This is a genomic window from Clostridium sp. CTA-5, assembly GCF_054768135.1.
Genome location: NZ_BAAAAT010000001.1, coordinates 470,732 through 484,734 on the forward strand (window position 1 = coordinate 470,732; position 14,003 = coordinate 484,734).

General features: G+C 28.4%; 12 protein-coding genes. All 12 read left to right on the top strand.

The features are described 5' to 3' along the window. The first annotated feature begins 94 nt into the window (after positions 1 to 94). Positions 95 to 2,995 (top strand): DEAD/DEAH box helicase, encoded by a 2,901-nt coding sequence (locus ACYUET_RS02090; RefSeq protein WP_460277532.1) that lies wholly within the window; start codon positions 95 to 97, stop codon positions 2,993 to 2,995. A gap of 241 nt (positions 2,996 to 3,236) precedes the next feature. Further along, a complete protein-coding gene (locus ACYUET_RS02095; protein WP_460277534.1) occupies positions 3,237 to 3,482 on the top strand; it encodes a hypothetical protein in 246 nt (81 codons plus the stop codon). A 1-nt stretch (position 3,483) separates the two neighbouring features. Then, positions 3,484 to 3,765 carry a hypothetical protein gene (locus ACYUET_RS02100; RefSeq protein WP_460277535.1) on the top strand — a complete coding sequence of 94 codons (282 nt, stop codon included), beginning with the start codon at positions 3,484 to 3,486 and terminating at the stop codon, positions 3,763 to 3,765. A gap of 125 nt (positions 3,766 to 3,890) precedes the next feature. Beyond that, the gene (locus ACYUET_RS02105; RefSeq protein WP_460278231.1) at positions 3,891 to 4,067 is read left to right on the top strand and encodes an HRDC domain-containing protein; all 177 of its coding nucleotides are present in this window, start codon (positions 3,891 to 3,893) and stop codon (positions 4,065 to 4,067) included. 617 nt (positions 4,068 to 4,684) lie between these two features. After that, a complete protein-coding gene (locus ACYUET_RS02110) occupies positions 4,685 to 6,361 on the top strand; it encodes an AAA family ATPase (RefSeq protein ID WP_460277537.1) in 1,677 nt (558 codons plus the stop codon). Between the two features lie 372 nt (positions 6,362 to 6,733). Beyond that, positions 6,734 to 7,975: a sensor histidine kinase gene (locus tag ACYUET_RS02115; protein WP_460277538.1), complete on the top strand. Its 1,242-nt coding sequence runs from the start codon at positions 6,734 to 6,736 to the stop codon at positions 7,973 to 7,975. A 15-nt stretch (positions 7,976 to 7,990) separates the two neighbouring features. Then, the gene (locus tag ACYUET_RS02120) at positions 7,991 to 8,737 is read left to right on the top strand and encodes a response regulator transcription factor (protein ID WP_460277539.1); all 747 of its coding nucleotides are present in this window, start codon (positions 7,991 to 7,993) and stop codon (positions 8,735 to 8,737) included. A gap of 326 nt (positions 8,738 to 9,063) precedes the next feature. Beyond that, entirely contained in the window at positions 9,064 to 10,728 is a 1,665-nt protein-coding gene (locus tag ACYUET_RS02125; protein WP_460277541.1) for a propanediol/glycerol family dehydratase large subunit, read from the top strand. Between the two features lie 17 nt (positions 10,729 to 10,745). Then, positions 10,746 to 11,321, top strand: coding sequence for a propanediol/glycerol family dehydratase medium subunit (locus ACYUET_RS02130; protein WP_460277543.1), 576 nt, complete (start codon positions 10,746 to 10,748; stop codon positions 11,319 to 11,321). A 21-nt stretch (positions 11,322 to 11,342) separates the two neighbouring features. Continuing rightward, positions 11,343 to 11,765, top strand: a complete 423-nt coding sequence (locus ACYUET_RS02135; RefSeq protein ID WP_460277545.1) for a diol dehydratase small subunit — start codon at positions 11,343 to 11,345, stop codon at positions 11,763 to 11,765. A gap of 27 nt (positions 11,766 to 11,792) precedes the next feature. Then, positions 11,793 to 13,631, top strand: coding sequence for a diol dehydratase reactivase subunit alpha (locus ACYUET_RS02140; RefSeq protein WP_460277546.1), 1,839 nt, complete (start codon positions 11,793 to 11,795; stop codon positions 13,629 to 13,631). Further along, a complete protein-coding gene (locus ACYUET_RS02145; RefSeq protein ID WP_460277548.1) occupies positions 13,631 to 13,990 on the top strand; it encodes a glycerol dehydratase reactivase beta/small subunit family protein in 360 nt (119 codons plus the stop codon). Before ACYUET_RS02140 ends, ACYUET_RS02145 begins: the two co-directional genes overlap by 1 nt. Positions 13,991 to 14,003: the final 13 nt, after the last annotated feature.

Sequence of the window (14,003 nt, forward strand, 5' to 3'; positions counted from 1 at the left end):
GATAAGTGTTTATAGACGATTTTATTTTTAAAATAGAAAAATATTAAATAATTTGGTAAAATTAACATGGTGAATAAGAACTATGGGGGATAATATGAATTCAACAGTTAATGAATTGAATAGTGTAAGAGAAGAGCAAATCAGTTTTAATGATATTAAATATAAAGATATAGAGAGTAAGGAATTTTTAGTTAATAATAAGCTTATAGTCAATTCAGAGAAAGGTAATCTTTTAGATGAACTTAAAAAACTTTTAAGTGAATGTGAAAAATTTTATTTTAGTGTAGCTTTTATTAATTTTAGCGGTCTTCAGCTTTTATTAGATAGTTTTAAAGAGCTTGAGGACAAGGGGATTAAGGGCAAAATTTTAACTTCTACATATTTAAATTTTACTGAACCTAAGGCTCTTGAGAGAATTAATAGGTTTAGTAATATTGATTTAAAAGTTTTTATAGCCACTAAGGAGAGTGGATTTCATACTAAGGCTTATATTTTTGAGAACAAGGAAGAATATAAGATAATTATAGGTTCTTCTAATATAACACAAAGAGCGTTAAAAAGTAATATTGAATGGAATGTTAGTGTTATCTCTAAGAAAGATGATAGTTTTACACGCGAAGTTTTAGAGGAATATTTGAGTTTATGGGAAGTAACTTCTATTGTTGATAATGAATTTTTGGAAAGTTATAGTAGTTTTTTAAAGGAAATTAGAAAAGTCCAAAATAATAAAAGCTTGGATTTTAATGATTATGAGATTATTAAACCAAATAATATGCAAAAAAGAGCTATTGAAAATTTAAATAGAATTAGAAGCTCAGGTGAGGATAAAGCTCTTGTTATTGCAGCAACTGGTACAGGAAAGACTTACATGTCAGCTTTTGATGTTTTAAGTTATAAACCTAAAAAGATACTTTTTTTAGTTCATAGAGAGGAAATTTTAATATCTGCTGAGAGAACTTTTAAAAGATTAGTTAAGAATAAAAATAAAACTACAGGTCTTTTAACAGGGACAAGTAAAGAGTTAGAAGCTGATTATTTATTTTCTACTATACAATCTATGAGCAGTGAGTTTGAGAATTTTAGTAGAGATGAGTTTGAATATATTATTATAGATGAGGCTCATCATGCTTCTAGTCCATCTTATAAAAAAATTATGGAGTATTTTAAACCTAAATTTTTACTTGGAATGACTGCAACACCAGAGAGATGTGATAGTGAAAGTATTTTTGATATTTTTGATAATAATGTAGCTTTGGAAGTGAGACTTAGAGAAGCTTTAGAACTTGAATTAATAACTCCATTTCATTATTTTGGAATAACAGATATTGATGGTGTTGATTTAAGTGATGTGAAGATAAATGATATAGATGAAATAGCCAAAAGATTAAAAGTTAATGAAAGAGTTGATTTTATTATAGATAAGATGAACTTTTATGGTTATGATGGAGAAAAACTAAAGTGTGTAGGTTTTTGTGCAAGTGTTGATCATGCTGAATATATGGCAAATGAATTTAATAAAAAAGGGATAAAAAGTATATGTTTAACAGGATCAAATTCTGCAAAGGAAAGAGCTGATTATATAAAAAAGTTAGAATCAGAAGATGATGAATTAGAAGTTATTTTTACAGTTGATATTTTTAATGAAGGTGTAGATATACCCTCTATTAATTTAGTATTAATGTTAAGACCTACTAATTCGCCTATAATATTTATACAACAACTTGGTAGAGGACTTAGAAAACATAAGGAAAAAACTTTTTTAACTGTTTTAGATTTTATAGGAAATCATAAGAAAGCTTTTTTAATAGCGTTAGCTTTAAATAGCTCTAAATATTATGATAAGGATAGTTTGAAGGTAGCTGTTGCAACTCAGTTTGCTAATATACCAGGATGTACTAATATTCAAATGGATAGAATAGCACAGGAAAGAATATTAGAGCAGTTAAATGAAGAAAACTTTAATTCTATGAAGTATTTAAAGGAAGAATATTTAGAATTTAAGAAAATGAATGGTTTAAAAACTCCTTATTTTCTTATGGATTATATAAAGTATGATGGAGCTCCAGATCCTTTAAGATTTATAAATAAAGAAAAAACTTATATTGGTTTTGTAGCTAAAATTGAGAAGGATGATAAACTCAAAAATTTATTAGAGGATGAAGTTTTTATTAAAATACTTAAAGAGCTTTCAAGTAAATTACCTATAAAAAGAGTATATGAATTTAGCATATTAAAATATATGTTAAAGCATGGAGAGATAAGTGTAGATAAAGCTAAAAGTGAAATCTTAAAGTATATTGATTATGTAGATGATAATAGTGTTATTCATTCTCTTCAATGTTTAAGCCAAGCTTATTATGATTCAGGGCAAATTAAGAATAATATTAAATGTTTTGAGTTTGAGGGTAAAGTATTAAAAGCTACTTGGAATTTTAAAAAGGTAGTAAATGATAAAAAATATAGTATGTATATTGAAGATGTTATAAATTATGCACTTATACGCTATGAAAAAGAATTTGAAAGTCAGTATTATGGGATGCCATTTTTAAAAAATTATGAACAATATCAAATGGTAGATGCAGCACTTCTTTCTAATTATACTAAAATTCATAGTTCATTTAGGGGAAGTGGGCTTATAACTAATGGAAAAGAATATTTTCTTTTTGTGGATTTACATAAGGAAGATGGTATTAAGGAAAGTATAAATTATAAAGATAAATTTATAGATAGAAGATATTTTCAGTGGCAAACACCAAACAGTACTTCTCAAAGTTCAGAAAGAGGTAAAAATATTATATTTAATAAGCAAAGAAAAGTTAATTTACATATTTTTGTTAGAAAGTATAAAGAAATTGATGGAGCTGTAGAACCTTATATTTATATAGGCAAAGGAGATGTAGTAGAATATGAAGGTGAAAAGCCTATAACAGTTAAGATAAAATTAGAACATGAAATGCCAGTGAGGTTATATACAGAATTTATAAAAAAAGTATAGAAAAATTTACTATACAATTTATGTTAAAAGTAATAATTATTTCTTATGAATTACCACAAAAAAACAAATTCCTAGGATATTAGAACATAAATTCATTAAAACAAAGAAATGTATTAGTATAGTTAACTTAGATATTATAAACTTATTTTTTGTATTATTAGAAAGATGTAGAAAGTATATATAATATATCAAAATAATGATATAATTATTTTAGAAACCTAAAGATAAGGAGTGATTCTATATGAAATGGAAAGAAGTAAGGGAATTATATCCTAATCAATTTGTAAAGTTTGAAATTTTAGAATCTCATATAAAAGATAACAAAGAGTATGTAGATGATGTTGCAATTATTAAAGCAATTTCTGATGGAAAAGATGCAAGAAAAGAATTTATAAATTGTAAAACAGATCAATTAGTATACAGTACTAAAAATGAGGAACTAGTAATACAATTAGTAAAACATGTGGGAATAAGAAGGAGTGTATAAAGTGAAAAGTTTGCAATTTAAAGATGGACTATTATACACTTCAATAACTTTAAAACATGGAGATAAATCTGTTTTAGTAGACGATGTTATTATAGTAAAAGAGACTTGGAATGCCAAGTCTCTTTTAAATTCTAAAATAACAAGAATAGATATAATTGAATCTATACGGGAATGGAAAGCTATATATTCACAAATTAATACTAATGAAATTAATAATAAATATTATGCGAATGATTTGGCGGGAATAGGAATTGATACTGAAACAGGTTATATAAGGGTATAAAATAAAGTGTTTAAGATGTAATTATAATAAATATCTAAAAGGCTAATAAAGTTTAATTAATCTATTTTAGTTAAATGGTAAAATATAATTATTGGGTTTGATTTGAAAGGGGAGAATTATATGGAATTTATAGGGGAAATGTTAAGTCTTACTTTATATATAGTAATGAAGGAATTAAAGATATAATTAAATCAAAACCTAAGACTTTGGATGATATTAAATTAATATCTGGATTTGGAAAGGTTAAGTGTGAGAAATATGGAGCGGATATTTTAGAAATAGTTAAAAGAAATCTATGTTAATATGTAGATAGAGTTAGACTAGTATTTTATTTTAGTAAGTATATTTAAGAATATAATTTTAGGGATAGATAATTTGTAAAAAAACAAATTGTCTATCTCTTTTAATTTATAAAATTAGATAAGAACATAACAAAAAATTTAATTTAAGATAGGTTATTGAATATAAACTTTATAAGAAGGAAAAACTGAATTTGAGGTGAGAAAAATGTCAAAAAATAAATCAAATAAAAATAAGAATGATAATAAATCATCAAGTACTACTATGGAACCAGGTGAAAAAATGCATAAACCTACAAGAGGCCTTCCAAGAACAGAAAACTAACAAAAGGATTAGAATTCTTGTATAAGTTTATCAAATAAAAACATTGTTCTAAATTTATGTTTGAACTGAGCCCCGTTGAGTAAATAATACAGTAAAAGTACTGCTGTAAAATCTACTTGATGGGGTAATTTTTATGTAGTTAACTTACACTATATTTGCAGGTGTTAATATTATGAAAAGGTTGAGTTTAAGAGTGGTTCTAGGATTTTAGGTTTAACAATAAGATATTTTTGGATATAATAGAGGTAATGTAATTGATTATTGTAATGAATCAGTTAAAATATGGAGGTTTGTTATGAAATTAAAGCCACTACCAATAGGTGTAGATAATTTTGAAAAATTAATAACGAGAGATTATTATTATATAGATAAAACATTATTAATAAAGGACTTACTAGATAATAAAGCAGATGTTAATTTATTTACAAGACCAAGAAGATTCGGAAAAACTTTAAATATGAGTATGATTCAATATTTCTTTGAAAAAAGAGAAGAAGATAATTCTTATCTTTTTGAAGGGTTAAATATAATGAAAGAAGGAGAAAAATATACTTCTCATATAGGAAAATATCCTGTAATTAATCTTTCTTTAAAATCAGGAAAACAACCTAATTTTGAATTAGCTTATATTTCTATTACACGAAGAATAGCAGAAGAATATAAAAGGCATGAATATATATTAAAAAGTGAAAAATTAAAAGATGATAAAGAAAGATTCTTAAAGATTCTAAGAGAACAAGGTGATGAAGGAGATTATATTGATTCGCTATTTTTCCTTAGTCAATGTCTAGAAAAATATCATAAGAAAAAGACTATAATATTAATTGATGAATATGATGTACCACTTGAAAATTCATTTTTTGAAGGATTTTATGATAGAATGATAGCATTTATAAGATCAATTTTTGAATCTGCATTAAAAACAAATCCTTCTTTAGAATTTGCAGTAATAACAGGTTGTTTACGTATTTCAAAGGAAAGTATTTTTACTGGACTTAATAATCTAGAAATAATCTCAATTTTAAATAAATCTTATGATGAGTATTTTGGTTTTACTCAAAAAGAGGTAAATAAAATGCTTGAAGATTATAATTTAATGGATAAAGAAACTTTAATAAAAGATTGGTACAATGGTTATATTTTTGGTGATGCTAAAGTTTATAATCCTTGGAGTGCTGTACGTTTTATAAAGGATTTAAAAATAAATCCAAATGTAATACCAACATCTTATTGGGCAAATACAAGTTCAAACAGTATTGTTAAAAGTTTAATTGAAAAAGCAGATAGTGTAACCAAAAAGGAAATTGAGCTTTTGATTGAAGGAAATACTATAGAAAAAAGAGTTCATGAAGATATAACTTACGATGAAGTTTATGATAGCATGGAAAATCTTTGGAATTTTATGTTCTTTACTGGGTATTTTAAAAAAGTTGGGGAAAGAATGGATGAAGAAGACAATCATTATATAAGCTTAAAAATACCTAATAAAGAAGTTAAATACATTTTTAAGAATAAGATTTTAAAATGGTTTCATGATAAGGTTAAAGTAAAAGATTTATCTAAAATGTATAAGGCTATATTTGATAAAGATGTTGAAACTTTTCAAAAAGAATTGAATTTAATGCTTAGACAAACTATAAGCTTTAATGATGCTTATGAAAATTTTTATCATGGATTTACTTTAGGAGTATTAGCTAACATGCATGACTTTTTAGTAAAGTCTAACAGAGAAGCTGGAGATGGCAGGAGCGATATTTTTATAAAATCACTTTCAATATTTGAACCATGTGTAATTTTAGAACTTAAGGTATGTGATAAACCTAAAGATATTTTTAAGAAATGTGATGAAGCATTAGCACAAATTGATGAGAAAAATTATGAAGAAGAACTTAAAGAAGAAGGATACGAAAATATAATTAAATACGGAATTTCATTTTATAGAAAAGATTGTGTAATAAAAGTTAAGGAATAGAACTTATATTTAAAGTAAGGAATTTGTGAAATAGTGAATAGATTAAGAAAAATGCTAATAGAGCTTAATTAGTTTTAAGTTTTATTAGCATTTTTAATTTATTCTTGGGGTTTTCATTATTTAGGAAATCTATCTTATTATTTGGTATGTGATGGATATAGTTTTAAGAAAAATAAAGAAATTTATATGAATTTAATTTAAGGCTTTACAAGGCATAAAACATGTAGATTTAAGACAAAAATACTCGAATTGTAGACTTATAATTTAAATTTACAATTTACATATGAAAAATAATATAATAAAATTAAATAAAATCATTAAAAATTTATTGCAATAATGTACACGAGATATACAAAGAAAGAAGATGAAAATATGAAAAAAACATTGCATTTGAAAGATGCCATTGATATAAATGCTTTTCAGAAAATACAAGATGATATATCAGATGCTACAGAAATGTCTATAATAACTGTTGATTATATGGGAAAGTTAGCAACTAAGCATAGTAGATGTAGTGAATTCTGTAAGCTTATGAGGGCAAGTGAATCATATTCTCAGTTGTGTGAACGTTGTGACTCACGTGGTGGTTTAGAAGCAGCTAGATTAGAAAAGCCATATATATATATATGTCATAAGGGATTAATAGATTTTGCTACACCTATAATTGTTAATGGTCAGTACTTAGGTTCAGTAATGGCAGGCCAAGTGTTAATGGAAGAGCATTCAAATGTTGAATTGGAGAAAATAGTAAATGTAGAAAATGATTTTGATGATTTAAAGAAAGAGGAAAAAGAAAAGCTATTAGAAGCTTATAATAATTTGCCTGTAGTTAGTTTTAAAAGAATACAGGCAGTGGCACAAATGATGTTTCACATAAGTAATTATATCGTAGAAGAAGCTATATCAAAAATAGTCCAAAGAGAGCTAGATGAAAAAAAAGTCAAGTTTGCAGAAACTAAAAAAGTGCAAGCGGAGTTGGAAAAAGAATATAAGGCATCTCAATTAAAAGCACTTCAATCTCAGATAAATCCACATTTTTTATTTAATGTATTAAATAGCATATCGTCTTTAGCTATAGTTGAAAATGCACCTAAAACTCAAGAGGTTATATATAATTTATCTAATATGTTAAGATATACATTAAAAAAGGTAAATAAAATTGTTAGCTTAGAAGAAGAGTTTGACTATATAAACTCATATTTGAATCTTCAAAAGGTAAGATTTTCAGATAGATTAAATTATGAAATTAATATTGATAAACAATTTAAAAATATAAGAGTACCTTTTATGGTTATTCAAACTTTTGTAGAAAATTCTGTTGTACATGGACTTGAGACAAAAGAAGAATGTGGTTATATAAAAATTTTTGTAGAAGATGCAGAGGATTATGTAATAGTACATATTGAAGATAATGGTACAGGTATACCTAGAGAGCAACTTAATTTAATGCGAGAAGAACTACAAATAAGAGATGATAATAATTTGGATAAAATAGGAATAAATAATGCAAATAAAAGAATGGCTTATTACTATGGAGACGAATATAAAATAGAAATAACTAGCAAAATAAGAATAGGAACTTCAGTAAAAATAACTATTAAGAAAGAAGTTTAGCTAGGAGTTGAATAAATGCTTAAAATAATGATTGTTGATGATGAAATTTTAGAAAGACAAGCTTTAGGGATGATTATAAATAACTCAGATAGTGGAAGAGTTATAGCAGAAGCTTGTAATGGAAGGGAAGCTATAGAATTAGATAGGGAATTTAATCCTGATGTTATAATAATGGATGTTAAAATGCCTGGAATAGATGGAATAAAAGCATCGCAAATTATAAAAGAACAAAACAAAAATAAGATTATTATAATGATAACAGCTTATGATGATTTTGAATTAGTACGTAAAGCATTAGTGTTAGGCGTAGACGATTATATTTTAAAACCAATAAAACCAAGTGAATTAATAGATGTTATAAATAATATCTTTGTTAATTTAAAAATTAACAAAGATATCTGTATAGAAAAATCAGAAAAATCAGTAAGTGAGAGCAAGGAATTGCCTATTAAAGCAGCTATAGAGTATATACAGGATAACATTGGAGAAAATGTGAGTTTAGAAAAAATGGCATCTATATGCAACTTAAGTCCTTGTTATTTTAGTAGGGTATTTAAGAAATCGGTTGGAGTTACTTTTATTTCATATGTTAATGAGGCTAAAATAAATAGGGCAAAAGAATTACTTGAAAATACAGATATACCAGTTCTTAATGTAGCTTTAGATTTAGGATTTGATGATTGTGGGTATTTTATAAGGGTATTTAAAAAATCACAAGGGCTTACACCTAAAAAGTATAGAGAAGTACATAAAGTCCAATAATTTTATAGAAGGCCACTTTATCAAATTATGTAAAGTGGGTAATTTTTTTATATTTTTGCATGAAAAACATCTTTTTAAAGTTTAAAAAGATGTTTTTTTTGTTAGAACAAGCTTCAAATTTTATTTTATAGGATTATTTTTAACAAGATGGACAAAAAAGTCCAATTAGCACTCGTGAAAATCAAACAATAAAGTTCAAGAACAAAGCAAGAATTTGTGATGGAATTTAGGTGGATGTATATTATAATCTAAACATCACATCGATAAAAAAATAACAAAGTTTAAATATAATTTTTACAAAGTTATGTTAAAGGGAGGAAATATAAGTGAAATCAAAAAGATTCCAGGTTTTAGCAAAACGTCCTGTAAATCAAGATGGTCTTATTGGAGAATGGCCAGAAGAGGGATTGGTAGCAATGAATGGTGTTAACGATCCAAAATCTTCAATAAAAATTGAAAATGGAAAAGTGGTAGAGTTAGACAATAAAAAAAGAGAAGAATTTGATATGATAGATAGATTTATAGCTGACTATGCAATCAACTTAGAAAATGCAGAAAACGCTATGAGTTTAGATTCAGTAGAAATAGCAAAAAAACTTGTAGATATAAATGTTAGCAGAGATGAAATTGTTAATATAACAACAGCTATAACACCAGCTAAGGTAGTAGAAGTTGTGTCACATATGAATGTTGTTGAAATGATGATGGCTCTTCAAAAAATGAGAGCTAGAAAAACACCTTCAAATCAATGTCATGTTACAAACTTAAAAGATAATCCAGTTCAAATTGCAGCAGATGCAGCAGAAGCAGGAATAAGAGGTTTCTCAGAACAAGAAACTACAGTTGGTATAGTTAGATATGCTCCATTTAATGCATTAGCAATACTAATAGGTTCACAAGTAGGTCGTGGAGGAGTTTTAACTCAATGTTCAGTTGAGGAAGCTACAGAACTTGACCTTGGTATGAGAGGACTTACAAGTTATGCAGAAACAGTTTCAGTATATGGAACTGAAGCAGTATTTACAGATGGAGATGATACTCCATGGTCAAAGGCATTTTTAGCATCAGCTTATGCTTCAAGAGGTCTTAAGATGAGATATACATCAGGTACAGGTTCAGAAGCATTAATGGGATATTCAGAAGGAAAATCAATGCTTTACCTAGAGTCAAGATGTATATACATAACTAAGGGTGCTGGCGTTCAAGGACTTCAAAATGGTGCAGTTAGTTGTATAGGTATGACAGGAGCAGTTCCATCAGGAATAAGAGCAGTATTAGCTGAAAACTTAATAGCAGCAATGCTTGATATAGAAGTTGCATCAGCAAATGACCAAACTTTCTCACATTCAGATATAAGAAGAACAGCAAGAACATTAATGCAAATGTTGCCAGGAACAGACTTCATATTCTCAGGATATAGTGCAGTTCCAAACTATGATAACATGTTTGCAGGTTCAAACTTTGATGCTGAAGACTTTGATGATTACAACGTTCTTCAAAGAGACTTAATGGTAGATGGTGGATTAAGACCAGTATCAGAAGAAGAAACAATTGCAATTAGAAATAAAGCTGCAAAAGCAATACAAGCAGTATTTAGAGAATTAGGTTTCCCTGCTATAACTGACGAAGAAGTTGAAGCAGCAACTTATGCTCATGGAAGTAAAGATATGCCTGAAAGAAACATAGTTGAAGACTTAAAGGCAGCAGAAGAAATGCTTAAGAAGAGAGTAAGTGGATTAGATATAGTTAAAGCATTAAGCACTGGTGGATTTGATGATGTTGCAAATAACATATTAAACATGCTTAAGCAAAGAGTAACTGGAGATTACTTACAAACATCAGCTATATTAGATAATGATTTTGATGTTATAAGTGCAGTTAATGATAAAAATGATTATATGGGACCAGGAACTGGTTATAGAATGAGCGAAGAGAGATGGGAAGAAATAAAGAACATCCCTAACGTAATAAAACCAGAAGATATAGAGTAAGGGTAGAGGTGAGCGATATGGAAAATACAACAAATCAATATGTTATGCCAAAGCTTCAGCTTACTGAAGTAGGAGAAGCAAAAGTTGGAACTAAGGCAGATGAGGTTGTTATAGGATTAGCACCAGCTTTCCTTAAGTTTCAAAGTAAAACATTAGTAAATTTATCACACAGTGATATATTAACAGAAATTATAGCTGGAATAGAAGAAGAAGGATTAAAGGCTCGTGTTGTTAGAGTAATAAGAACATCTGATGTTTCATTCATATCAAATGATGCAGCAAAAATAAGTGGATCAGGAATAGGTATAGGAATACAATCAAAAGGAACAACAGTTATTCATCAAAAAGACTTACTTCCTTTAAACAACTTAGAATTATTCCCACAAGCACCACTATTAACATTAGATACTTATAGATTAATAGGAAAGAATGCAGCAAAATATGCTAAGGGAGAATCACCAACACCAGTTCCAACAAAGAACGACCAAATGGTTAGACCTAAGTTTATGGCAATAGCTGCCCTATTCCACATAAAAGAAACTAAACATGTAGAAGTCGGAGCAAAACCAATAGAAATCGAAGTAAAATTTTAATTTGAAGGGAGAATAATTGTTATGGAACAAAGAAAGATGAATCCTCAAGATTATCCTTTGGCTACAAAAAGACCTGAAAGTATAAAGACACCAACAGGAAAAAATCTACAAGATATAACTTTAGAGAACGTATTAAATGGAGATATTAAAGCAGAAGACGTTAGAATATCACCAGAAACTTTAGAAATGCAAGCTCAAATTGCTGAAGGTATGAATAGAGATGCTATAGCTAGAAATTTTAGAAGAGCAGCAGAACTTATAAAAGTTCCAGATGATAGAATTCTTGAAATATATAATGCATTAAGACCAAATCGTTCAACAAGAGAAGAACTTTTAGCAATAGCTGAAGAACTTGAAACACTTTATGGAGCAAAAGTTAATGCAGATTTCGTAAGAGAGGCTATTGAAGTTTACGAAACAAGACAAAAATTAAGACAAGAGTAATTGGCTTTGAATTAAGGAGGAAATTTAATGAAAATAATCGCAGGTGTAGACATTGGTAATGCTACAACGGAAGTGGCATTAGCAAAGGTTGAAAATGAAAAGATAAAGTTTCTTTCAAGTGGTATAGTTCCAACGACAGGAATAAAGGGAACAGAAGAAAACATAGAAGGAGTCTTTTCCTCTTTAAAACAAGCTTTAAATAAGGTAGATTTAGAACTTAAGAATTTGGATTTAGTAAGAATAAATGAAGCAGCACCAGTTATAGGTGATGTTGCTATGGAGACTATTACTGAGACTATAATAACAGAATCTACAATGATAGGACATAATCCATCTACTCCAGGTGGGGTAGGTCTTGGAATAGGAAAGACTATATATATTGAAGAGTTAGATAACTTAGAAGTAGATAAAATCGAAGAAAATCAATTTATTCCTTTAATTTTAAGTAGAGTTAACTTCTTAGAGGCTGCAGCTAGAATTAATGCTGCAACTAAAAGAGGGATAAATATAACATCAGCAGTAGTTCAAAGAGACGATGGGGTTTTAATTAATAATAGATTAGAAAAGAAAATACCTATAGTAGATGAAGTAACACTTCTAGAAAAAGTGCCATTAGGAATGATGGCTGCAGTAGAGGTTGCTGCACAAGGTGATGTTGTTGAAACTTTATCTAACCCTTACGGTATTGCTACAGTTTTCAATTTAACATCAGAAGAAACAAAAATGATAGTGCCAATATCTAGAGCTTTAATAGGAAATAGATCAGCAGTGGTAATTAAAACTCCTAAAGGTGATGTTCAGGAAAAAAGAATACCAGCAGGTAAAATTCATATAAATGGATTAAAAAGAAAAGAAGTTGTAGATGTAGAGCATGGTGCAGGAAGAATAATGGATGCAGTTAATTTATGCGTTCCAATTCAAGATGTTAAAGGCGAAGCTGGTACAAATGCAGGTGGAATGTTAGAAAGAGTAAGACAAGTAATGGCGAATCTTACAAAGCAAAAAATAGCAGATATCACAATTCAAGACTTATTAGCAGTTGATACATTCATACCTCAAATGGTAAAGGGTGGACTTGCAGCAGAGTTCTCAATGGAGAATGCAGTAGGAATAGCTGCAATGGTTAAAGCTGATAAACTTCAAATGCAGATGATTGCAGATAAATTACAAGAACAATTAAATGTTCCTGTTGAAGTTGGTGGAGTAGAAGCTGATATGGCTATAAGAGGAGCATTAACAACTCCAGGAAGTAGTACACCACTTGCAATATTAGATATGGGAGCAGGGTCTACTGATGCATCAATAATAAATAAGCAAGGAGAAATTTGTTCAATTCATTTGGCTGGAGCAGGAAACATGGTAACTATGCTTATAAAGTCAGAGCTTGGATTAGAAGATTTTAGCTTGGCTGAGGATATTAAAAAATATCCATTAGCAAAGGTAGAAAGTTTATTCCATATAAGACATGAAGATGGAACAGTAGAGTTTTTCCAAAAACCATTAGAGCCAGCAGTTTTTGCTAAGGTTGTAATTTTAAAAGATGGAATGCTTGTTCCAATAGATGGACAAAATTCTTTAGAAAAAATTATAAATATAAGAAAAAATGCTAAAGAAAAGGTATTTGTAACTAACTGCCTAAGAGCATTAAGTATAGTATCACCTACAGGAAGTATAAGAGATATTGAATTTGTTGTATTAGTAGGTGGATCTTCGTTAGATTTTGAAGTTCCTCAATTGGTAACAAATGCTTTATCACAATATGGAGTAGTAGCTGGAAGAGGAAATATAAGAGGATCAGAGGGACCAAGAAATGCTGTAGCTACAGGACTTGTATTAGCTTTTAATGGAAATGGAGAAGGTAAGTAATGATAATGAGATATTTTGAGTACGACATACCAACTATATGTCTGTATCATTCTTCAAAATTAGAAGACTTAACTATATTCGATGAAATTTTATGGGGACTAGAGGAAGAAGGAATACCTTGTAAGGTATTAAGTAAAGAAGATTCTCTAGGAGCAGAAGAGCTGAGTCATATGGCTGCACAAGATTCAAAGTTAGGAGTCGGTATTGGTATCGACAAAAGTAGAAAAGTAACATTAACTTTAAATAAACTTAAAAAAGATGAGCCTTTGTTTACTGTTAGTTTGGATGATGAAGTTAAAGTTTTAAGAGCTTTAGGAGCGAATGCAGGTAGGTTAGTTAAAGGAATTGCTTTTAAATAGAGTATAAGGAGTA

Excerpts from the sequence above, each read along its gene's own strand:
- ACYUET_RS02090 (WP_460277532.1), top strand. The coding sequence starts at position 95 with ATGAATTCAACAGTTAATGAATTGAATAGTGTAAGAGAAGAGCAAATC.
- ACYUET_RS02095 (WP_460277534.1), top strand. The coding sequence starts at position 3,237 with ATGAAATGGAAAGAAGTAAGGGAATTATATCCTAATCAATTTGTAAAG.
- ACYUET_RS02110 (WP_460277537.1), top strand. The coding sequence starts at position 4,685 with ATGAAATTAAAGCCACTACCAATAGGTGTAGATAATTTTGAAAAATTA.
- ACYUET_RS02115 (WP_460277538.1), top strand. The coding sequence starts at position 6,734 with ATGAAAAAAACATTGCATTTGAAAGATGCCATTGATATAAATGCTTTT.
- ACYUET_RS02120 (WP_460277539.1), top strand. The coding sequence starts at position 7,991 with ATGCTTAAAATAATGATTGTTGATGATGAAATTTTAGAAAGACAAGCT.
- ACYUET_RS02130 (WP_460277543.1), top strand. The coding sequence starts at position 10,746 with ATGGAAAATACAACAAATCAATATGTTATGCCAAAGCTTCAGCTTACT.
- ACYUET_RS02135 (WP_460277545.1), top strand. The coding sequence starts at position 11,343 with ATGGAACAAAGAAAGATGAATCCTCAAGATTATCCTTTGGCTACAAAA.
- ACYUET_RS02140 (WP_460277546.1), top strand. The coding sequence starts at position 11,793 with ATGAAAATAATCGCAGGTGTAGACATTGGTAATGCTACAACGGAAGTG.
- ACYUET_RS02145 (WP_460277548.1), top strand. The coding sequence starts at position 13,631 with ATGATAATGAGATATTTTGAGTACGACATACCAACTATATGTCTGTAT.